Source organism: Novispirillum itersonii subsp. itersonii ATCC 12639, assembly GCF_000381985.1.
GTDB classification, from domain to species: Bacteria; Pseudomonadota; Alphaproteobacteria; order Rhodospirillales; family Rhodospirillaceae; genus Novispirillum; species Novispirillum itersonii.
In genome coordinates this window covers 1-21,100 of sequence record NZ_KB907339.1, presented here as the reverse complement: position 1 = coordinate 21,100, position 21,100 = coordinate 1, and the positions used below count along the sequence as shown (strand labels likewise).

General features: G+C 62.9%; 18 protein-coding genes and 1 rRNA gene. 13 read left to right on the top strand and 6 right to left on the bottom strand.

Annotated elements, in window-relative coordinates; all coding sequences use genetic code 11:
* The first annotated feature begins 43 nt into the window (after positions 1-43).
* Genes G365_RS0105850 through G365_RS0105840 form a run of 3 tightly spaced genes read left to right on the top strand, consistent with a single transcriptional unit; the run spans position 44 to position 2,855 of the window.
* Entirely contained in the window at positions 44-1,180 is a 1,137-nt protein-coding gene (locus tag G365_RS0105850) for an AI-2E family transporter (RefSeq protein WP_081628458.1), read from the top strand.
* Positions 1,177-1,848 (top strand): HdaA/DnaA family protein, encoded by a 672-nt coding sequence (locus G365_RS0105845; protein ID WP_019644572.1) that lies wholly within the window; start codon positions 1,177-1,179, stop codon positions 1,846-1,848. The genes G365_RS0105850 and G365_RS0105845 overlap by 4 nt, the downstream gene beginning before the upstream one ends.
* Before the next feature lie 35 nt (positions 1,849-1,883).
* A complete protein-coding gene (locus G365_RS0105840) occupies positions 1,884-2,855 on the top strand; it encodes an isoaspartyl peptidase/L-asparaginase family protein (protein WP_019644571.1) in 972 nt (323 codons plus the stop codon).
* 62 nt (positions 2,856-2,917) lie between these two features.
* Here G365_RS0105840 and G365_RS0105835 read toward each other — a convergent pair whose 3' ends face one another.
* The 5 genes from G365_RS0105835 to G365_RS0105815 all read right to left on the bottom strand — a co-directional run bounded on the left by G365_RS0105835 (position 2,918) and on the right by G365_RS0105815 (position 9,271).
* On the bottom strand, positions 2,918-3,247 hold the full coding sequence (locus G365_RS0105835; RefSeq protein ID WP_019644570.1) for a DHCW motif cupin fold protein: 330 nt from the start codon (positions 3,245-3,247) through the stop codon (positions 2,918-2,920).
* 269 nt (positions 3,248-3,516) lie between these two features.
* Positions 3,517-5,145, bottom strand: coding sequence for an alpha-D-glucose phosphate-specific phosphoglucomutase (locus G365_RS0105830; RefSeq protein ID WP_019644569.1), 1,629 nt, complete (start codon positions 5,143-5,145; stop codon positions 3,517-3,519).
* 166 nt (positions 5,146-5,311) lie between these two features.
* Positions 5,312-6,628, bottom strand: a complete 1,317-nt coding sequence (locus tag G365_RS0105825) for a UDP-glucose dehydrogenase family protein (RefSeq protein WP_026345131.1) — start codon at positions 6,626-6,628, stop codon at positions 5,312-5,314.
* Between the two features lie 120 nt (positions 6,629-6,748).
* Complete coding sequence (locus G365_RS0105820) at positions 6,749-7,630, bottom strand: UTP--glucose-1-phosphate uridylyltransferase (protein WP_026345130.1); 882 nt, start codon at positions 7,628-7,630, stop codon at positions 6,749-6,751.
* Positions 7,631-7,891: 261 nt separating this feature from the next.
* Positions 7,892-9,271, bottom strand: coding sequence for a hypothetical protein (locus G365_RS0105815; protein WP_026345129.1), 1,380 nt, complete (start codon positions 9,269-9,271; stop codon positions 7,892-7,894).
* A 393-nt stretch (positions 9,272-9,664) separates the two neighbouring features.
* Between G365_RS0105815 and G365_RS0105810 the strand changes: the two genes are divergently transcribed.
* From G365_RS0105810 to G365_RS0105765, 10 genes are all read left to right on the top strand, one after another.
* Positions 9,665-10,828 carry an isovaleryl-CoA dehydrogenase gene (locus G365_RS0105810; protein WP_019644565.1) on the top strand — a complete coding sequence of 388 codons (1,164 nt, stop codon included), beginning with the start codon at positions 9,665-9,667 and terminating at the stop codon, positions 10,826-10,828.
* A 36-nt stretch (positions 10,829-10,864) separates the two neighbouring features.
* Positions 10,865-12,055 (top strand): acetyl-CoA C-acyltransferase, encoded by a 1,191-nt coding sequence (locus G365_RS0105805; protein WP_019644564.1) that lies wholly within the window; start codon positions 10,865-10,867, stop codon positions 12,053-12,055.
* Between the two features lie 105 nt (positions 12,056-12,160).
* A complete protein-coding gene (locus tag G365_RS0105800) occupies positions 12,161-12,769 on the top strand; it encodes a carbonic anhydrase (RefSeq protein WP_019644563.1) in 609 nt (202 codons plus the stop codon).
* 151 nt (positions 12,770-12,920) lie between these two features.
* Positions 12,921-14,060, top strand: a complete 1,140-nt coding sequence (locus G365_RS0105795; protein WP_019644562.1) for an acyl-CoA dehydrogenase — start codon at positions 12,921-12,923, stop codon at positions 14,058-14,060.
* Positions 14,061-14,096: 36 nt separating this feature from the next.
* Positions 14,097-14,705, top strand: a complete 609-nt coding sequence (locus tag G365_RS0105790) for a 2-hydroxychromene-2-carboxylate isomerase (protein ID WP_019644561.1) — start codon at positions 14,097-14,099, stop codon at positions 14,703-14,705.
* Between the two features lie 14 nt (positions 14,706-14,719).
* Entirely contained in the window at positions 14,720-15,118 is a 399-nt protein-coding gene (locus G365_RS0105785) for a rhodanese-like domain-containing protein (protein ID WP_019644560.1), read from the top strand.
* A 130-nt stretch (positions 15,119-15,248) separates the two neighbouring features.
* A complete protein-coding gene (locus tag G365_RS0105780) occupies positions 15,249-16,859 on the top strand; it encodes a carboxyl transferase domain-containing protein (protein ID WP_019644559.1) in 1,611 nt (536 codons plus the stop codon).
* 17 nt (positions 16,860-16,876) lie between these two features.
* Complete coding sequence (locus tag G365_RS0105775; protein ID WP_019644558.1) at positions 16,877-17,668, top strand: enoyl-CoA hydratase/isomerase family protein; 792 nt, start codon at positions 16,877-16,879, stop codon at positions 17,666-17,668.
* Positions 17,669-17,672: 4 nt separating this feature from the next.
* Complete coding sequence (locus tag G365_RS0105770) at positions 17,673-19,679, top strand: acetyl-CoA carboxylase biotin carboxylase subunit (protein WP_019644557.1); 2,007 nt, start codon at positions 17,673-17,675, stop codon at positions 19,677-19,679.
* Positions 19,676-20,584, top strand: a complete 909-nt coding sequence (locus tag G365_RS0105765) for a hydroxymethylglutaryl-CoA lyase (RefSeq protein ID WP_019644556.1) — start codon at positions 19,676-19,678, stop codon at positions 20,582-20,584. Before G365_RS0105770 ends, G365_RS0105765 begins: the two co-directional genes overlap by 4 nt.
* A 254-nt stretch (positions 20,585-20,838) precedes the next feature.
* Here the strand turns inward: G365_RS0105765 and rrf are convergent.
* Positions 20,839-20,953 (bottom strand): 5S ribosomal RNA (gene rrf / locus G365_RS0105760).
* Positions 20,954-21,100 lie beyond the last annotated feature (147 nt).

The following is a 21,100-nucleotide window of genomic DNA, read 5'->3' as shown; positions in this document are numbered from 1 at the left end:
CCTGTAAACCCTGCCACCCCTGTAAACACGGTGTGCCCCTGCCATGACCACTCCGCCCCCCTCTGTGCCGGATCCCGATCCGCAGGATTCGCCGTTGCCGAGCCTTGAGCGGCACGCCCTGTTCTGGGCGGCAGTGATCCTTGGCACCCTGATCGGCGTCTATCTGCTGCGGTCAGTGCTGCTGCCGTTTGTGGCCGGGGCGGCGGTTGCCTATTTTCTGGATCCGGTGGCCGATGCGCTGGAACGGCGCCGCCTGTCGCGCACTCTTGCAACCGCCAGCATCACGGCCCTGTTCCTGCTGCTGGTCGCCGGTATCCTGCTGGTTCTGGCCCCTGCCATCGAGTCCCAGGTTGTCGGTTTCCTGCACCGGGTGCCTGACTACCTGCATGCCATTGAAGACCGCATCGCCCCACTGTGGAAGCAGGCAGCAAAAATTCTGCCCAAGGCCCAGATCCAAAGCCTGACCGACAGTGCCAAAGGCATGATGGGTCAGGGGGCCTCATGGTTCCTCGGCCTGCTGGGGCAGGTGCTGACCAGCGGTCTGGCACTGGTCAATCTGCTGTCGCTGCTGGTCATCGCCCCGGTGGTGTCGTTTTACCTGCTGCGGGACTGGGACCGGATCGTCGGGCAGATCGATTCCCTGCTGCCGCGCCGCCACGCCGACACCATCCGTATGCTGGCGAAAGAAGCCGACAGCGTTCTGGCCGGGTTTGTCCGCGGGCAGGCCACCGTCTGCCTTGCCCTCGGCACCTTTTATGCCATTGGCCTGACGCTGGTCGGGCTGGATCTGGGGCTGGTGGTCGGGCTGTCAGCGGGGCTGATCTCTTTCATCCCCTACGTCGGCACCGTTCTGGGCTTTGTGGTGTCGATGGGGCTGGCGCTGGCGCAGTTTTCTGACACCCTGCCGATTGTGCTGGTCGGGGCCGTGTTTGTGGCCGGACAGTTCATTGAAGGCAACTTCCTGTCGCCATGGCTGGTCGGGGAACGGGTCGGCCTGCATCCGGTCTGGATGATTTTTGCCCTGCTGTCCGGCGGCACCCTGTTCGGTTTTGTCGGCATCCTGCTGGCGGTCCCGGTGGCGGCGGTAATCGGGGTTATGGTTCGCCACTTTCTGAAGCGCTACCGCGACAGCGCCTATTATCACGGCGGCCTGGCGGATGATACCGGGGCGGAACCATGACGCAGATCCAGCTTCCCCTGCCGTTCGGGCACCGCCCCGCCCTGGGACGGGATGATTTTCTGGTCGCTGATCACAGTGCCGTTGCCCTCGGCTGGCTGGACCGCTGGCCGGACTGGCCTGCCCCGGTGCTGCTGCTGTGGGGACCCGCCGGATGCGGTAAGACCCATCTTGCCCATGTGTTTGCCGCCGCCAGCGGGGCCCGGATCGTCACCGGCGACCCCGGCCTGCGGCTTGATCCGCCCGCGCTGCTGACCGCCCCGGCCGTGGTGATTGACGATGCCGACCGGGTCAGCGATGAAACCGGCCTGTTCCATCTCTACAACGCCGCCCGCGATGCCGGAAAATCGGTGCTGCTGACAGCCCGGAGGCCGGCCAGCCGCTGGAACATCGCCCTGCCCGATCTGCGCAGCCGCCTGCAGGCTGCCCCGGCGGCGGAAATCGGGGCTCCGGATGATCCGGTGATTGCCGGGGTTCTGGTCAAGCTGTTTGCCGACCGTCAGATCAAGGTCGGCGCGGAAGTGGTTGAATATCTGCTTCGCCATATGGACCGCAGCTTCGAGGCGGCGTACCGCACGGTCGCCGCCGCAGACACCCTGTCCCTTGCTGAAAAGCGCCCGGTCACGGTGCCGGTGCTGCGCCGCATTCTGTATGGCGGCGAGCAGTCCTGATCCCTTTTTTCTCTGACACAGGCGGACTCCCCTTCATGCCTTCCCCGTCCTCTTCCCGTGCGGTCCTGCTGATACATGGCGGGGCCGGAACTCTGTCCCGCGAGGCAATGACCCCGGAGCGGGCTGACGCCTTCCATGCCGGTCTTGCGGAGTCACTCCGGGCCGGTCACGCTATTCTGGCCGCCGGAGGATCGGCGCTAGATGCCGTCACCGCTGCGGTACAGGTGATGGAGGATGATCCCCTGTTCAATGCCGGGCGTGGTGCCGTCTATACCACTGACGCCCGCCATGAGATGGATGCTGCGGTGATGGAAGGCAGCGCCCGACGGGCCGGGGCTGTGACCTCGATCTGCGGTCCGCGCTATCCGGTGCTGGCAGCGCGGGCAGTGATGGAACAGACCGAGCATGTGCTGCTGGCCGGAGACGGCGCCGAACGGTTCTGCCGCGACGCCGGGCTGGAATTCTGCCCGCCCGACTGGTTCGGCACCCGCAACCGGCTGGATGCCCTGCAGGCGGAAATGCGTCGCCGCGCCAAAGGCCTTGCCGATGATGGCGACCAAAGCCGCAAACATGGCACCGTCGGGGCGGTGGCGCTGGACAGTCACGGCACACTGGCCGCCGCCACATCCACCGGCGGCATGACCGCCAAACGGCCGGGCCGGGTTGGCGACACCCCGGTGATCGGGGCTGGAACCTGGGCAGATAACCGGACCTGCGCCGTTTCCTGCACCGGGCATGGCGAATATTTCATCCGCTACGCTGTCGGGCATGAACTGGATGCGCGGATGCGCTGGGGCGGTCAGGCCCTGACCGATGCCGCCACCACACTGGTCGAGCAGGAACTGGCAGCCGTTGGTGGCTCCGGCGGCCTGATCGCCGTTGCTCACGACGGATCCTTCTGCCTGCCCTTCAACTCTGTCGGCATGTACCGGGGATTTGTCCGGACCGAACAGGCTGTTCTGCATACCGGCCTGTTCCGGGACGGTGAACGCCAGACCCCGGCCTGACATTTCGTTACCCTCCCCCTGCCAGTGCTTTGGCGGCAGGGGGATTTCCTCACCATCAGGGGTCAGTCGACAATGAACAGCCGGGCCCCGGTCTCAGTCCGGGAGCGGTGAGCCTCCGCGTTGTCGGCAACCTGATAGCTCATGCCCGGCCTCAGGGTAATGACCCGCCCGTCGTCCAGCTCGGTAACCAGCTCGCCGTCCATCACAAACAGGACGTGCCCCTTTTTGCACCAATGGTCGGCCAGATACCCCGGCGAGTAGTCCACCATACGGACACGGATGTCACCGAACTGGCGGGTCCGCCAGCGGGCAAACCCTTCCTCTCCGGGGTGGATCGTCGCCTCGACCTGCAGCCAGTCCACGGTCGCAAACGGGATATCGCTGATTTTCATGTCATCCTCTGCGCTTCAGCTCCACCGGGCAGGAACGGGGCAGCCCGGTGCAAGACAGGCATCATCCTATCCAGAAAGTGAGACAGCGCGTTCGCGGTAAATTCTCAACCGCAGGCCAAGGCAGATTTAGCCTTTCGCCCAGTCTTTATACTGAAAACCGCATTCAGCCTCCCCGACCAGAAGCACATTGCCCCGGCCGATGATCCACCGGCCGGGGCAATGACTGTACAGGGGTATGATGGGCAGGGGTATGACTGGGCATAAAGCCGTCAGGTGATGACGGTCGGCGCATCGCGCCCGGTCCGGGCCGCAATCTGTGCCACATCACCCGCCAGAGCAATCAGGTCTGCCAGAGCCTGCTGGGTCGGCTGATCATGACGGCTGCTGTCGGCCTCATAACGCTCGACATACACCCGCAGGGTTGCCCCGCTGGTCCCGGTGCCGGACAGACGGAACACCACCCGAGAGCCGTCGGTGAACAGAATCCGGATCCCCTGCCCCGCCGAAACAGACCCGTCAACCGGATCGGTATAGGCAAAGTCATCGCACATGGCGACCGTATACCCGTGCAACACCGTTCCGGGCAGGCTGGCAGCCGTATCACGCAGATGGGCTATCAGCCCATTGGCGGCGGCAGACTCCACGCCCTCATAATCGTGGCGGGAATAATAGTTCCGGCCATACTCAGCCCAATGCTGCCGCACGATCGCCTCGACACTTTCGCCGCGCCGGGCCAGAACGTTCAGCCACATCAGCACCGCCCACAGGCCATCCTTCTCCCGCACGTGGTCGGACCCGGTGCCGAAGCTTTCTTCGCCACACAGGGTCACTTTTCCGGCGTCCATCAGGTTCCCGAAAAACTTCCAGCCGGTCGGCGTTTCAAAGCAAGGGACCCCCAGCCGGGCGGCAACCCGGTCAGCCGCACCCGAGGTTGGCATCGACCGCGCAATCCCGGCAATCCCCTTGGCATAGGCCGGGCACAGCGTCGCATTGGCCGCCAGCACCGCCAGACTATCAGACGGGGTCACGAAGAAGTTGCGGCCCAGCACCATATTGCGGTCGCCATCGCCATCAGAAGCGGCACCAAAGTCCGGGGCGTTCTGCCCGAACATTTCGGCCACCAGCTCTTCGGCATACACCAGGTTCGGATCCGGGTGCCCGCCGCCAAAGTCTTCCAGCGGCACACCGTTGATCACGGTGCCTGCCGGGGCACCAAGACGGCGTTCCAGGATTTCACGGGCATAGGGCCCGGTCACCGCATGCATGGCATCAAAGCGCAGACGGAAACCGCCCGCAATCAGGCCGCGGATCGCGGCAAAATCAAACAGGCTTTCCATCAGGTCGGCATAATCAGCGACCGGATCAATCACCTGCACGGTCATCGCCCCCAACCGTACCTCGCCGATGCGGTCAAGATCGACATCTTCCGCCTCAATCAGCCGGTATTCGGTCAGGGCCAGAGACCGGGCATAAATAGCATCGGTCACACTTTCCGGGGCCGGACCGCCGTTGCCGGAGTTATATTTGATGCCGAAATCCTCGTCCGGTCCCCCCGGATTGTGGCTGGCAGACAGAATCAGTCCGCCAAAAGCACCGTACTTCCGGATCACGCACGATGCCGCCGGTGTTGACAGAATCCCGCCCTGCCCGACCAGAACCCGGCCAAACCCATGCGCCGCAGCCATTTTCAGAATGGTCTGAATGGCCGTGCGGTTGTGATACCGGCCATCGCCACCAACCACCAGAACCGCCGTTGCCGGAACCGGCCCAAGGGTGTCAAACACTGCCTGCACAAAGTTTTCCAGATAGTGCGGCTGGGCGAACACTTTGACTTTCTTCCGCAGGCCGGACGTGCCCGGCTTCTGACCGTCAAAAGGGGTGGTGGCGACAATACGCATGGCAGTTTCCTGTAATCCCGGTTTTTGTGGCCCACGCGGTGCGCAGGCCCGATAACCCTAACGGAAATGGGGCACGAACGGCAATGTTCCGGCTCACCGGCTCCGGATACACGAACGGGGGCCACCGGAGATCCGGCCAGCCCCCGTCCGGAAACGGAACAACGCTTTAGCGCACCGGTGTCGGACGTCCGATGCTTTCATAGCGGAAGCCCGCCGCCGCCATATCTTTCGGCGCATAGACATTGCGCAGATCAATCAGCGCCGGTTCCTTCAGCAGGGCCTTCATCTTGGTCAGATTCAGGTTGCGGAACTGGTTCCACTCGGTGATCAGGGCGGCGGCATCAGCCCCGTCCATCGCTTCGTAGGCATCTTTGCAGTACACCACACCCGGCAGCAGTCTGGCCGCCTCGTGCATCCCTTCCGGGTCATAAGCCCGGACCGTGGCCCCCGCCGCCTGCAGCGCAGGCACGATATCGAGGGAGGGAGAATCACGCATATCATCGGTATTCGGCTTGAAGGTCAGGCCAAGCACGGCAATGGTCTTGCCCTTCACATCCCCGCCGGCGAAAGCGATGATACGGTCAGCCATCTGCCGCTTACGCTTGGCATTGATATCGACGACCGTCTCGATAATCCGCAGCGGTGCGCCGACATCCTGCGCGGTCTGCACCAGCGCCATGGTGTCTTTGGGGAAGCACGATCCGCCATACCCCGGCCCCGGATGTAGGAACTTCTTGCCAATCCGGCCATCCAGCCCGATGCCCTTGGCAACGTCATGTACGTTGGCCCCAACCTTTTCGCACAGATCAGCGATCTCGTTGATGAAGGTGATCTTCATCGCCAGAAAAGTGTTGGCGGCATACTTGGTCAGTTCGCTGGTTTCCAGCGACGTGAACATGATCGGGGTCTCGATCAGGAACAGAGCGCGGTAGAGCTGCCGCATCACCTCGCGGGAGCGGTCGGTTTCCGCCCCGATCACCACACGGTCGGGCCGCATGAAATCTTCGATGGCAGAGCCTTCCCGCAGGAACTCCGGATTCGACACCACATCGAAATCGGCGTCGGGGCGGGTCTCGCGAATCACCCGCTCCACTTCCCGGCCGGTACCGACCGGCACGGTCGACTTGGTGACAATCACGGTATAGCCGGTGATCGCCTCAGCGATTTCACGGGCAGCGGCATAAACATACGACAGGTCGGCATGGCCACCGCCCCGGCGGGTCGGGGTGCCGACGGCGATGAAGACCGCATCCGCATCCTTCACCGCCGCCTTCAGGTCGGTGGTGAAGCTGAGGCGCCCGGCCTCGACATTGCGGGCGACCAGATCATCAAGACCCGGCTCGTAGATGGGGATTTCGTTGCGGTGCAGCCGTTCGATCTTGCTGCTGTCCTTGTCCACGCACACCACTTCGGTGCCGAATTCGGAAAAACAGGCTCCGGACACCAGTCCGACATAGCCGGTGCCGATCATGGCTATACGCATACGAAACGTCCCTGAAGATCAGAAAACCAAAGCCACCGGGCCCGGCCCGATGGATGCCACCCCTGCGGAAAACAGGCCCGGCCCGGGTGCTATAGCACACCGGACCGGGCCCTGTCCTCTTTACAGCTTGGTCGAGTAGTCTTTGATGACCTCGGTCAGGCGACCGCGCATCGAAGACCGCTGCAGACCGAAAGCGATGTTGGCTTCGATAAAGCCGACCTTGTCGCCGCAGTCAAAACGGGTGCCGTCAAAGCGGTAGCCATGCAGCGGCACCTTGCCGATGGTGGCGGCGATGGCATCGGTCAGCTGAATTTCGCCACCGGCCCCCTTCGGGGTGTTTTCCAGCGTGCGCATGACCAGCGGATCGAGCACATACCGGCCGATCACTGCCAGATTGGACGGGGCGTTTTCCGGCTTCGGCTTTTCAACCATGCCCTTGGCAACGGCCAGACGGCCATTGTCAGACTCAATGTCGAGGATGCCGTACTTGTCGGTCTTGTCGTGCGGCACTTCTTCCACCGCCAGCACGTTGCCGCCGCCGATATCCTGCCACGCTTCGATCAGCTGGCCGATACACGGGCGGTCAGCCATCACCAGATCGTCCGGCAGGATGACGGCAAACGGCTCGTCGCCGACGAAGGAACGGGCGCACCACACCGCATGGCCCAGACCCAGCGGCTCCTGCTGGCGGGTGGAGACGATGGTGCCGGGTTCCGGCAGGCCGCCCAGCAGCCCGTCCAGCGGCTCTTTCTTGCCGCGTTCACGCAGCAGGCTTTCCAGTTCCGGCGCATGGTCAAAATGGTCAACCAGCACAGCCTTCCCGCGGCCGGTGACAAAGATGCAGTATTCGATACCAGCCTTACGCGCCTCTTCCACCGCGTACTGGATCAGCGGCTTGTCGACGACCGGCAGCATTTCCTTGGCCACCAGCTTGGTGGCGGGCAGGAAGCGCGTCCCCAGACCGGCGACAGGGAACACCGCCTTACGAACACGACGAGTCATAATGTCCTTTCGCGGAAAAATGTCCGCAGTGGTTATTGGTTACGGAACCCCCGCCCACGGCCCTTGAAACCGCAGAGAGATCCGGGGGTTTCCCCCCGGGTGATCCCGGATCAGCGCGGCACCTTCCTCAATCCTGCCGCTTTAAGTCCCCTGCGGGACGCTGGCCCTTACGGGATGACCTTATGATCTTCTGCCATGGTGGCGAAAGCGTGGCAACAGGTGTTGTTTTTCAGGGCACGTGCGCCGCAATGCGGCAAAAACTCAGCGGAATTTAATGTACTGCACGATATGCTTATCAAGCATATCCGAGTTCTGCACCAACGTCCGGATTTCCGGCTCCGCCTTCAGCTGGCCGCCGCGGCGCATATCCTCGACATCCTTTCGCAGGTTGTTCAGGGCCCGCACCCCTTCCGGGGTCTTCAGGGCCTCTTCGAAGAACTTACGCCCCACCCCCGGCTTGGAGAACAGGCCTTCGCAGATAAACAGGGCCTGCCCGAAGCTGCCCGGACGGGACCCGGACAGTCCCAGCGCCCGGAACACATCCGGGCTCATGAATTCCAGATAGCGGTCAAGAAACAGACGGACCTCGTCGATGCGGTGCTTGCGGTCCACTTTTTCCGCCCGGCGGATGTCGGCGACGACCTTGCCGATCCCCTCAATGATATCCGGCGGCTCTGACATCAGAGAGGTGAAATAGGAGCCGAAAATCTTGTCGGCAGCCGCAATATCGGTTTCGAATCGGTTGCCCGCGACCTTGGGTTCGCCCCGGGCCGCGCGCTCTTCGTTGATCCGGTCGGTGATATCGCGGATTTCCCACGTTCCGATCGCGGCCATCGACTCCGCACTGGTGACCACACCCAGGGCTTCACCCAGATCAAGCATCTGTTCGACACAGGTGAAGGTGGTCCCGATCGACCGGATCACGCCCGGATCCCATTTGACGATATTCTTGAATCCGGCGCGGAACACCTGTCGCAGGGCCCGGAGGTGAAAGGCCTTCAGCGTCGCCAGTGCATAAAGCTGGTCGTTTTCAAGGCTGCCGAGGATCTGTCCCATGGAACTGCCAAAGCCCATGGTCAGTTCGGTCAGGGCCAGCGCATCAAAATGCGACAGCAACCGGACCTTCGGCAACAGCTGCGGGTCAGTGATCGCCCCCATTATCCGCCGCTGTACCTTGGGGTTGGAGGCAAAAATCTGCATCAGGGCCAGATTGACGAAATAGCCCATCCCCTGCTCGACCGTCAGGCCGCAGGCCCCCATCGCGGTCTTCACCTTCTCCGGCGGAATCGCCTTGCCCTGATCGTCAAGCAGGCGGAAGATATTCGACTTCCAGGCCGAAACAAACAGCCGCAGCGCCCGCTCGATGGCTTCGTCAGAGTTAAGCGCATCATCAAAGCTGACCCCGACCAGACGCTTTTCCTGATCGGCGACCGCCTTATCCTCAAGGCGCTGCAACAGCGGATAAAACTGTGTGGCAACGCGCAGCAGGCGGTTGATACGCTGCGTCTCAATCCGGTTCTGCGTGCCCCGGATCATTCCGCGCAGCGGCGGCGGAATAAGGCGCAGCAGCGGGCCGTCGCCCTCGCTGTCACCGACCACCAGCACCGCGGTATTGAGCCGAGCCCTGCCTTCTGTTTCCACTGTGTGCCTGCTCCCGTCCTGATTGCCCCTGATAAGCCACGAGCATTCTAGCCGTCCAGGGTTAACCCCCTGTTACCGCACTGCCGTTTCACGGGCAACTGGCAGAAGGCAGAAAACAGAAACCTCCCGCCCGCCCCTGCGCTGCGTCCTGCCCACAGATACCACAGCCCCCGGCCATCGGCCATCGTCCCCACCGGCAACGGGCCCGAGAAAATACAGGGACCCGCTCAGGCATCATTGACGTTTACGTAAACGGAAAGTACGATAGCCGCCATCGGAGCAGCTGACCATCAAGAAGGCAGATCAACCCTGCCCCACACCGCTGCCCCATCAGGAAACGCCGCCGCCCGGCCCGCAGGCCCGGACGGCATCCAGAACAGGGACCGCACAGCCATGACTTTCCCGAGCCTGAATTTTGATCTGGGTGACTCCGCCGATATGATCCGCGACTCGGTCCGGAAGTTCTCGGAAGCCGAGATCGCCCCGCGGGCTGCCGACATTGACCGTACCAACCAGTTCCCGATGGATCTGTGGCGTAAGTTCGGTGAGCTTGGGGTGCTGGGCATCACCGTGGAAGAGGAATACGGCGGCGCCGGTCTCGGCTATCTGGAGCATGTGGTGGCGATGGAGGAAATCTCCCGCGCCTCGGCCTCGGTCGGCCTGTCCTACGGTGCGCACTCTAACCTGTGCGTCAACCAGATCCGCCGGAACGGAACCGCCGAACAGAAGAAGCGCTATCTGCCGAAGCTGATTTCCGGCGAACATGTCGGCGCGCTGGCGATGTCGGAACCCGGTTCCGGCTCTGACGTTGTGTCGATGAAGCTGCGCGCTGAAAAGAAGGGTGACCGCTACGTCCTCAACGGCAACAAGATGTGGATCACCAACGGCCCGGATGCCGACACGCTGGTGGTCTACGCCAAGACTGACGTCGCTGCCGGGCCGAAAGGCATCACCGCCTTCCTGATCGAAAAGGGCTTCAAGGGCTTTTCGACGGCCCAGAAGCTCGACAAGCTGGGGATGCGCGGCTCCAACACCTGCGAACTGGTGTTTGAAGACTGCGAAGTGCCGGAAGAAAACGTGCTGGGTGCGGTCAACGGTGGCGTGCGCGTGCTGATGTCCGGCCTTGATTACGAACGCGCCGTGCTGGCCGCCGGGCCGACCGGGATCATGATGGCCTGCATGGATATCGTCGTACCCTACATCCACGAACGCAAACAGTTCGGGCAGGCAATCGGCGAGTTCCAGCTGATGCAGGGCAAGATCGCTGACATGTACACCACCATGAACGCCTGCCGGTCCTACGTCTTTACTGTCGCCAAAGCCTGCGACCGTGGCGAGACCACCCGAAAGGATGCTGCCGGGGTGATCCTCTACGCTGCCGAAAAAGCCACGTGGATGGCGCTGGAGGCGATCCAGACCCTTGGCGGAAACGGCTACATCAACGAATACGCCACCGGCCGCCTGCTCCGCGACGCCAAGCTGTATGAAATCGGTGCCGGGACCAGCGAAATCCGCCGCATGCTGATCGGCCGCGAGCTGTTCGCCGAAACCGCCTGATCCCTGCCGCTGCACCGAGACTGAAGGACTGTAACCATGAGCGTTTCTGATCCGATTGTGATCGTCGGCGCCGCCCGCACCCCGATGGGCGGCTTTCAGGGGGAACTGTCATCCCTGCGCTGTCCGGAGCTGGGCAGCACGGCGATCCGCGCTGCCCTGTCCCGGGCCGGGGTGTCTGCCGATGCGGTCGATGAAGTGGTGATGGGCTGCGTGCTGCCCGCCGGTCAGGGGCAGGCCCCGGCACGGCAGGCCTCACGCGGGGCCGGGGTGCATGATGCCGCCGGCTGCACCACCATCAACAAAATGTGCGGCTCCGGGATGCGGGCAGCCATGTTCGCCCACGACATGCTGCTGGCCGGGTCTGCCAGCGTCATGGTCGCAGGGGGCATGGAAAGCATGAGCAATGCCCCGTACCTGCTGGATAAGGCCCGCGGTGGATACCGCATGGGGCACGGCGCGGTGCTGGACCATATGTTCCTCGACGGTCTGGAAGACGCCTATGATAAGGGCCGCCTGATGGGCACTTTTGCCGAGGACACCGCCGCCCACTACGGTTTCACCCGGGAACAGCAGGACGCCTTTGCCATCGCCAGCCTTGAGCGGGCCCAGAAGGCCACCGCCTCCGGCGCTGCCGCCGCCGAGATCGAGGCTGTCACCGTGTCCTCCCGCAAGGGGGATGTGGTGATCAGCACCGACGAACAGCCGCGCAATGCCAGACTTGACAAGATCCCGACCCTGAAGCCTGCCTTCCGCAAGGATGGCACCGTCACCGCCGCCAATTCCTCGTCGATTTCCGACGGGGCGGCAGCGCTGGTGATGATGCGCCGCTCGGAGGCTGAAAAGCGTGGCCTGACACCGCTGGCGGTGATCACCGGCCATGCGACGGACGCCCGTGAGCCGCGCTGGTTCACCACGGCGCCGGTCGGATCAATCCAGAAGGTGCTGGCCAAAGCCGGCTGGACCACCGCGGACGTCGACCTGTGGGAAATCAACGAAGCCTTCGCCGTGGTGACCATGGTCGCCATGCACGACCTGAAGCTGGCCCATGACACCGTCAACATCTACGGCGGGGCCTGCGCGCTGGGCCACCCGATCGGTGCCTCCGGGGCCCGGATTCTGGTGACCCTGATCAACGCCCTGAAGCAGAACGGCCTGAAGCGCGGCGTGGCATCGCTGTGCATCGGCGGCGGCGAAGCCACCGCCGTCGCGCTGGAAGTTGTGGGATAATCAACGGCCTGCCCCGGCCCGGCCCGCACCGGACCGGGGCGCTATGCTGCGGAGCGGAAAACGGTTACTGTACGGCCGTTTTCTGGTTCTGACGGAGAGAGAAGCGTGTTGAAGACCATTGACCGGATGATTGCCGGATTCCGCAGCTTCAAGGCCGCTTATTACGAACAGCGCCCGGAACGGGTGATGACACTGGTGGAAGGGTCGCAGAGCCCGGAAGTCGTGCTGATCGCCTGCTCTGACAGCCGTGTTGATCCGGCCATTCTGACCAATGCCGAACCGGGCGAGCTGTTTGTGGTCCGCAACGTTGCCGCGCTGGTGCCGCCGTTTGAAAACGATGGCCGCTATCACGGCACTTCAGCGGCGCTGGAATATGCGGTGCGCGACCTGAAGGTCTCTGACGCGGTTGTCCTCTCCCATTCCAACTGCGGCGGTGTCAAAGCGCTGGTGGCAGCCCAGAACGGCGATGTCGCCGACCGGACCTTCATCAACCCGTGGATGTCGCTGATGGGGGAATGCGCCACCGACGCCGACCCCGACGTGGTGAGCAAGGAGTCGCTGAAGCGGTCTCTGGCCAACCTGCGCACCTTTCCCTTCGTACAGACCGCCGAAGCCTCGGGATATCTCCGCCTGCACGGCTGGTGGTTCGATATGAAGGCCGGTGTTCTGTATGCCCTGAATGAAGAAACCGGGGACTTTGAAGCCCGGGCCTGAGGCCCGTCCTTTTCCTCCTCCGGTCTTTTGGTTCTGTTTTTTTGCTGCGTATCCGGTTCTCCGGCCCTGTCACGGGCCGGGGATGGACCCAAGAAAACGCCGCCCGGCCCGTTAAGGGCTGATAACGGCATCAAAATCTGGTGGAGGACCAATGCATCTCGATGAACAGCATCTGATGGTGCGGGAGACAGCCCGTGCCTTCGCGCAGGCCGAACTCGCCCCCCATGCCGAGGCATGGGACCGTGAACACCGCTTCCCGAAAGAAGCCGTCGCCCAGCTTGGCGAGCTTGGTTTCATGGGGATGGTGGTGCCGGAAGAATGGGGCGGCGCCGGAATGGACAACGTCTCCTACGCCCTGGCGCTGGAAGAGATCGCCGCCGGATGCGGCGCCGTCTCCACCATCATGAGTGTGCATAATTCTGTCGGCTGCATGCCGATCCTGAAGTTCGGCACCGATGCCCAGAAAGAGCAGTGGCTGAAGCCCCTTGCCGCCGGAACCATGCTGGGGGCCTTCTGCCTGACCGAACCGCAGGCCGGGTCCGATGCAGCCGACCTGAAAACCCGGGCGGTCCGCGACGGCGACCACTGGGTGCTGAACGGCACCAAAATGTTCATCACATCCGGCCAGAACGCCGATGTCGCCATTGTTTTTGCCGTCACCGATCCGGCAGCGGGCAAGAAAGGTATTTCGGCCTTTATCGTCCCGACCGCCACCCCCGGGTGGCAGGTGGTACGGGTAGAACAGAAGCTGGGGCAGCATGCCTCTGACACCTGCCAGATTGCGTTCAACGATCTGCGTATCCCGCACAGTCTGATGCTGGGGCAGGAAGGGGAAGGCTACAAAATCGCGCTGGCCAATCTGGAAGGCGGTCGCATCGGTATCGCGATGCAGTCCGTCGGCATGGCCCGTGCCGCCTATGAATTCGCCCGTGACTATGCCAAGGACCGCAAGACGTTCGGCAAGCCGATCATCGAGCATCAGGCCGTGGCGTTCCGGCTGGCCGACATGAAAGTGAAGATCGAGGCCGCCCGCCATCTGGTGCTGGAAGCCGCCCGCCTGCGCGACGCCGGGGAACCGTGCCTGACCGAAGCCTGTATGGCCAAGCTTTATGCCTCGGAAATGGCCGAACAGGTCTGCTCGGCGGCAATCCAGACGCTGGGCGGATACGGCTATGTCGCTGATTATCCGGTGGAACGCATTTACCGCGACGTCCGCGTCTGTCAGATCTATGAAGGCACCAGCGACGTGCAGCGCATGGTTATTGCCCGCGCCATCGCCGCCGAAGCCTGATCTGACCCCACACGCCCACAGGACGGATACCGCACCATGGCGAAAAAAACCCCGATTGAATTCTGGTTCGACTTTTCCAGCCCCTACGCCTATCTGGCGGCGATGCAGATCGCTGACATGGCCGAAGAGCATGACCGCACCGTGCTGTGGCGGCCTTTCCTGCTCGGGGTGGTCTTCAAGGAAAGTGGCTCTGCCCCGCTGACCAAGCAGCCGATGAAGGCCCGATACATGAATCACGATGTCGAGCGGTTTGCCCGCCTGTATGACATCGACTTCACGTGGCCGGATAAGTTCCCGCTGGCGACACAGGCCGCCGCCCGCGCCTATTACTGGCTGGAGCAGCAGAATCCGGCCTTGGCCGCTGATTTTGTCGCCGTGGTGTTTGATGCCCTGTTTGCCCGCAACCGCGACATCAGCGACCCGGCCACCGTGCTGGATATTGCAGAAAAGATGGGGGCTGACCGAGCCGCCCTGTCTGCCGCGCTGGAAGACGAAGCGGTGAAAGACAAGCTGAAGGCCGTCTGTGCCGAAGCGGTGGAGCGCGGCATCTTCGGCGCACCGATGACCATTGTCGACGGCGAGATGTTCTGGGGTGCCGACCGCCTGTGGATGGTCGAAGAGTGGCTGGAAAACGGCGGCTGGTGAGGGAGGGGTCCCCGATGGCTGTGACCAAAGGCTACAAGGCCCTGCTGGATGAGGCTTACGCACAGGTGCAGACCGTGCCGCTGGCCGAAGCCCGGGCGCTGTTCGGTGACCCCGACGTGGTGTTCATCGACATCCGCGACGTGCGGGAGCTGGAACGCGACGGGATGATCCCCGGTGCGTTCCACGCCCCCCGGGGCATGCTGGAATTCTGGGTTGACCCGGAAAGCCCGTACTTCAAGCCGGTGTTTGGCGAAGACCGGCGGTTCCTGCTGTACTGCGCCTCGGCGTGGCGGTCGGCGCTGTCGGCCAAAACCCTGCAGGACATGGGCCTGCCCTTCGTCTGCCACCTCGAAGGTGGTTTCAAAGCCTGGAAAGACAGCGGTGGCCCGGTCGGGCCCCGCACAGCGGGCTGATCCTCCGTCGTCCCCCCCGCAAGCCACCGGCGTGGCGGGGGGGCATGGATCAACAGGACACCGTTAAAAACAATAACACGATCTCTGGAACGTGATTTCCTCTGGAACGTGATCTCTGGGAGAGAAACGGATGACCGTTCTCAAATCATCCATCAACACCCGCTCGGAAGAGTTTAAGGCCAACGCAGCCCACATGCAGGGGCTGGTCGATGACCTGCGTCAGGTGGTGGCCGCCGTTAAACAGGGCGGCGGGGCCAAGGCGCGGGACAAGCACACCGCCCGCGGCAAGCTGCTGCCCCGCGACCGCGTGCGTGAGCTGCTGGATGTCGGCTCTCCGTTTCTTGAATTCAGCCAGCTTGCCGCCCATGGCATGTACGAGGATGGTGGCGTGCCTGCTGCCGGGGTCATCACCGGCATCGGCCGCATCAACGGAACGGAATGCGTGGTGGTCGCCAACGACGCCACCGTCAAGGGCGGCACTTATTACCCGATGACGGTGAAAAAACACCTGCGCGCGCAGGAAATCGCCCGCGAAAACAATCTGCCCTGCGTCTATCTGGTCGACAGCGGTGGGGCCTTCCTGCCCCGTCAGGATGAAGTATTCCCTGATAAGGACCATTTCGGACGGATCTTCTACAATCAGGCCAACCTGTCAGCGGCAGGCATCCCGCAGATCGCCGTGGTGATGGGCTCCTGCACCGCCGGCGGGGCCTATGTACCCGCCATGTGCGATGAAAGCGTGATCGTGCGCAATCAGGGCACCATCTTCCTCGGTGGCCCGCCGCTGGTGAAAGCCGCCACCGGAGAAATCGTCTCCGCCGAAGATCTTGGCGGGGCCGATGTTCACTGCAAGGTCTCCGGCGTCACCGACCATTACGCGCAGGATGACCGCCACGCCCTGTCGATCGCCCGGCGGATCGTCGGCAATCTGAACCGCACCAAGCGGCCGCAGGTTGACATCGCCACCCCGGAAGAGCCGCTGTACGACCCCTCTGAAATCTACGGCATCATCCCGAAAGATACCCGCAAACCGTTCGACGTGCGCGAAATCATTGCCCGTATCGTTGATGGATCGCGGTTTGATGAGTTCAAGGCCCAGTACGGCACCACCCTTGTCACCGGCTTTGCCCGTATTTTCGGCTATCCGGTCGGCATTGTTGCCAACAACGGCATCCTGTTCTCTGAAAGTGCCCAGAAAGGCGCCCACTTCGTCGAGTTGTGCAACCAGCGCGGCATTCCACTGGTGTTCCTGCAGAACATCACCGGCTTTATGGTCGGGCGGAAGTATGAGTCCGGTGGCATTGCCAAGGACGGGGCGAAAATGGTCACCGCCGTTTCCTGCGCCAGCGTGCCGAAATTTACGGTGCTGATCGGCGGGTCCTTCGGGGCCGGAAACTACGGTATGTGTGGCCGCGCCTATGGCCCGCGCTTCCTGTGGATGTGGCCGAACGGGCGGATCTCGGTAATGGGCGGCGAACAGGCGGCCGGGGTGCTGGCAACCGTGCGCCGTGACGCCATGGACGCTCAGGGCAAGGTATGGTCGGCTGAGGAAGAGGAAGCCTTCAAAGCCCCGATCCGCGATCAGTACGAAACACAGGGCCACCCCTACTATGCCTCCGCCCGGCTGTGGGATGACGGGGTGGTTGACCCCGCCGCCACCCGGATGACACTGGGCCTTGGCCTGTCGGCAGCCCTGAATGCCCCGATCGGGGAAACCCGTTACGGCGTGTTCCGGATGTGATCGGGGGAGACCACAGCATGAGCACCGAAACCCTTCTGGTCGAAACCGACGGGCGTGGCGTCTGCCGCGTCACCATGAACCGGGCCGACCTGCACAATGCCTTTGATGACGGGCTGATTGCCCGCCTGACCGGCACCTTCACCACCCTGTCCACCGACCCCGCCGTGCGGGTGGTGGTGTTGCAGGGCGCAGGCAAAAGCTTCTCCGCCGGGGCTGACCTGAACTGGATGAAGCGGATGGTCGCCTACACCCGCGATGAAAACTTCGCCGATGCCCTCGGGCTGGCGCGGATGCTGCACGCCATTCACTCCTGCGCCAAGCCGGTGATCGCCCGGGTGCATGGCCCGGCTTTTGGCGGCGGGGTCGGTCTAGTTGCCGCCTGCGATATTGCCATCGCCGGTCCCAAGGCCTCATTCTGCCTGTCGGAAGTAAAGCTGGGGCTGATCCCCGCAGCTATCTCCCCCTATGTGGTGCAGGCACTGGGGGCCCGGGCCTGCCGCCGTTACTTCCAGAGTGCGGAACGGTTTGATGCGCAGGAGGCCCACCGTCTGGGTCTGGTCCACGAAGTCACCGACGAGGAAAGCTTCGACGGCGCGGTGGAAGCCATGATCACCACCCTGCTGGCCAACGGCCCCCGGGCCATGGCCGCTGCCAAGTCACTGATTGATGCTGTCACCGATCAGCCGGTCACCGATGCCCTGTTGCAGGAAACTGCCGGACGGATTGCCGATATCCGCGTTTCCGATGAAGGGCAGGAAGGCCTCGGGGCTTTCCTTGAAAAGCGTAAAGCCGCGTGGGTGGAAGGATAAACCGATGTTTTCCAAGATTCTGATCGCCAACCGTGGCGAAATCGCCTGCCGTGTTATCAAGACCGCCCGCCGCCTTGGGATCAAGACTGTCGCCGTCTATTCCGAAGCGGATGCCAACGCCCTGCATGTGAAGATGGCGGATGAGGCCTATTGCCTTGGCCCGGCAGCCGCAGCGGAAAGCTATCTGGTGATCGACAAGGTCATCGCCGCCTGTAAGGCCAGCGGCGCGCAGGCGGTCCATCCGGGCTATGGCTTCCTGTCGGAAAATGCCCGCTTTGCCGAAGCCCTGAAGGCCAACAACATCGTGTTCATCGGTCCGCCGGAGAAGGCGATTGAGGTGATGGGCTCGAAATCAGATTCCAAGCGGGTGATGGAACCCGCCGGGGTGCCGCTGGTGCCCGGCTATCACGGGCAGGATCAGGACGATACCCTGCTGGCCCGTGAGGCTGACCGCATCGGCTATCCAGTGCTGGTAAAAGCCTCCGCCGGGGGCGGCGGGAAAGGGATGCGCGTGGTGCGGGCCGCCTCTGAGCTGGCCGTCGCCATTGCCGGGGCCCGCCGTGAGGCAAAGGCCGCTTTTGGCGATGACAGCCTGCTGATTGAGAAGTATCTCGACCATCCGCGCCACGTGGAAATGCAGGTGTTCGGGGATACCCACGGCAATTACGTCCATCTGTTCGAACGGGACTGCTCCCTCCAGCGCCGCCACCAGAAGGTGATCGAAGAGGCTCCGGCTCCCGCCCTGCCTGATGCGGTCCGCCACAAACTGGGCGAAGCTGCCGTTGCCGCAGCCCGGGCGGTTGATTATGTCGGGGCCGGTACGGTGGAGTTCCTGTATCAGGACGGAGAGTTCTATTTCATCGAAATGAACACCCGCCTGCAGGTCGAGCATCCGGTGACCGAAATGATCACCGGACAGGATCTGGTGGAATGGCAGCTCCGTGTTGCCTCAGGCGAACCCCTGCCGTTGACGCAGGATCAGCTGGTGCCGCGCGGCCATGCGTTCGAGGCCCGGGTCTATGCTGAAGACCCGCAGAAAGAGTTCCTGCCCTCCATCGGCACCCTGTCCCACCTGCGCCCGCCGGTTGAAACCGCCGGGGTGAGGGTGGATACCGGGGTCTTACAGGGCGACGCGGTGTCGATGCACTACGACCCGATGATCGCCAAGCTGATCGTCTGGGATCACGACCGAGACAGCGCCCTCCGCCGCCTGCAGACCGCACTGGCGGATTATCAGGTGGTCGGGGTGGCAACCAATATCGCCTTCCTGTCAGCGGTGGCGGCTCATCCGGCGTTTGCCGGACTGGAAATCTCCACCAAATTCATCGACACCCACCGCGCTGACCTGATCCCGGAACCCGGTAAAGCCAGCGACACCCAGCTTGCCTATGCGGTGCTCGACAGTCTGTTGCGGCGCGAAGATGAAGCCCGGGCACAGGCTGCCGCCTCAGCTGATCCGTACAGCCCGTGGCATTCCACTGACGGCTGGCGCCTGAACGACGACAATCACCATGATTTCGTATTCCTTGATGGGGATACCGAGGTCAGGGTGGTGGTCCATTACCGGGGGCCGGGCCGGTGGCAGATTGACCTGCCGGGCGGCGCGGTGCAGGCAAAGGCTGAACGCGACAGCCATGGCGATCTGCTGGCCGATCTGGATGGCGTGCGTCAGCGCGCCACCGTGGTCCGGTTGGGTCAGGATCTGGTGATCATGGCCAACGGCCATCAGCATCGCCTGACGCTGGATGATCCCGCAGCCCGGGCCGGGCAGGATGCCGGACACGGCGGATCGCTGACCGCCCCGATGCCGGGCAAGGTCATTCAGGTGCTGGTGAAGGAAGGGGACACCGTCTCGGCGGGACAGGCCCTGATGGTACTGGAAGCGATGAAGATGGAGCACACCATCACTGCCCCGCAGGCCGGAACTGTCGCCAGCGTCGCGTTCGCCCCCGGTGATCAGGTCACCGATGGCGTCACGCTGCTGGTGATTGAGGACGGAGAGAGCCAATGAGCCTGCCCACCCGCGTCAAAATCGTCGATGTCGGGCCGCGTGACGGCCTGCAGAATGAAAAAGGCGTGGTCCCGACCGAAGCTAAGGTGGCGTTGATCGCCGCCTTGGCCGACGCCGGATTGCCCGTGGTGGAAAGCGGCAGCTTCGTCTCCCCCAAGTGGGTACCGCAGATGGCCGACACCCCGGACGTTCTGGCCCGGATCCCGCGCCGGGCCGGGGTCTCCTATCCGGTTCTGGTGCCTAACCTGAAGGGGCTGGAAGCCGCCGAAGCGGCTGTCGGGGTCGAGGAAATCGCAATTTTCGGGGCGGCCTCTGAAGCATTCTCGCAAAAGAACATAAACTGTTCGATCGCTGAAAGCCTCGACCGCTTCACCCCGGTGATGGAGCGGGCCAAGGCCCGGGGCTGGCGGGTCCGTGGGTATGTCTCCTGCGTCCTTGGCTGCCCTTATGAAGGCGAGATCGCCCCGGAGAAGGTCGCCGAGGTCGCAGCAGCCCTGTACCGTATGGGCTGCTATGAGGTGTCTCTGGGCGATACTATCGGCACCGGCACCCCCTTGAAGGCACGGCGGATGATTGAGGCTGTCGCAGCCGAAGTCCCGCTGGAAAAGCTGGCAGCTCACTTCCATGATACATGGGGGCAGGCACTGGCTAATCTTCTGGCCGTGCTGGAGCTGGGGGTGTCCGTCATTGACAGTTCCGTCGCCGGGTTGGGGGGATGCCCCTATGCAAAGGGGGCCAGCGGCAACGTGGCAACTGAAGACGTCGTGTATATGCTGAATGGGCTCGGCATTGAAACCGGCATTGATCTGGACGCGCTGGCGCGGGCCGGGTGGGCCATTTCGCAGACGCTGGGCCGGGCCCCCTCCTCTAAAGTCTCGCAGGCCCTTCAGGCACGCTGTCTTTAAGGCAAAGCGTCTTTCAGAAATAAGACAAGAGGCCGGAACGATCTGTTCCGGCCTTTTCTCATTCCAGAGACTCGCGTGAGAAGAGGACTTTCCCTATTTGCCTGTGTCCCCCCATACAGAAACCAGCCTCTTTAAAGCGACAGCACCAATGACAAAACCACCCAGCTTTTGTCTGGGTGGTTTTGTGTTCCTGCTGGAACGTCTCGTGAGAAGCGATGCGTCGTTTATTGTTTTGCGTGACGTGCGTTTAGAAGACCTGGCAGTTACCTACTCTCCCGCATCTTAGGATGAAGTACCATTGGCGCGACTGGTTTTCACGGCCGAGTTCGGGATGGGATCGGGTGTTTCCACAGCGCTATTGCCACCAGGTCATCGAAACGCACGTTGCGTTGTGACGACGGTTTATTAAGGGTCCGTGCGGATATCGTATTTCTGGGATTGAGGCGTGCGCGGGGTTATCCGCTGCGCACGGGCTCTTCAAGCCTATCGAGCGATTAGTACCGGTTAGCTTCGCAT

Bases quoted from the DNA above. Each gene is read 5' to 3' on its own strand.
- G365_RS0105835 (WP_019644570.1), bottom strand. From the start codon at position 3,247: ATGAAAATCAGCGATATCCCGTTTGCGACCGTGGACTGGCTGCAGGTC.
- G365_RS0105825 (WP_026345131.1), bottom strand. From the start codon at position 6,628: ATGCGTATAGCCATGATCGGCACCGGCTATGTCGGACTGGTGTCCGGA.
- G365_RS0105780 (WP_019644559.1), top strand. From the start codon at position 15,249: ATGACCGTTCTCAAATCATCCATCAACACCCGCTCGGAAGAGTTTAAG.
- G365_RS0105795 (WP_019644562.1), top strand. From the start codon at position 12,921: ATGCATCTCGATGAACAGCATCTGATGGTGCGGGAGACAGCCCGTGCC.
- G365_RS0105830 (WP_019644569.1), bottom strand. From the start codon at position 5,145: ATGCGTATTGTCGCCACCACCCCTTTTGACGGTCAGAAGCCGGGCACG.
- G365_RS0105765 (WP_019644556.1), top strand. From the start codon at position 19,676: ATGAGCCTGCCCACCCGCGTCAAAATCGTCGATGTCGGGCCGCGTGAC.
- G365_RS0105850 (WP_081628458.1), top strand. From the start codon at position 44: ATGACCACTCCGCCCCCCTCTGTGCCGGATCCCGATCCGCAGGATTCG.
- G365_RS0105845 (WP_019644572.1), top strand. From the start codon at position 1,177: ATGACGCAGATCCAGCTTCCCCTGCCGTTCGGGCACCGCCCCGCCCTG.
- G365_RS0105810 (WP_019644565.1), top strand. From the start codon at position 9,665: ATGACTTTCCCGAGCCTGAATTTTGATCTGGGTGACTCCGCCGATATG.
- G365_RS0105785 (WP_019644560.1), top strand. From the start codon at position 14,720: ATGGCTGTGACCAAAGGCTACAAGGCCCTGCTGGATGAGGCTTACGCA.
- G365_RS0105775 (WP_019644558.1), top strand. From the start codon at position 16,877: ATGAGCACCGAAACCCTTCTGGTCGAAACCGACGGGCGTGGCGTCTGC.
- G365_RS0105770 (WP_019644557.1), top strand. From the start codon at position 17,673: ATGTTTTCCAAGATTCTGATCGCCAACCGTGGCGAAATCGCCTGCCGT.
- G365_RS0105820 (WP_026345130.1), bottom strand. From the start codon at position 7,630: ATGACTCGTCGTGTTCGTAAGGCGGTGTTCCCTGTCGCCGGTCTGGGG.
- G365_RS0105805 (WP_019644564.1), top strand. From the start codon at position 10,865: ATGAGCGTTTCTGATCCGATTGTGATCGTCGGCGCCGCCCGCACCCCG.
- G365_RS0105840 (WP_019644571.1), top strand. From the start codon at position 1,884: ATGCCTTCCCCGTCCTCTTCCCGTGCGGTCCTGCTGATACATGGCGGG.
- G365_RS0105790 (WP_019644561.1), top strand. From the start codon at position 14,097: ATGGCGAAAAAAACCCCGATTGAATTCTGGTTCGACTTTTCCAGCCCC.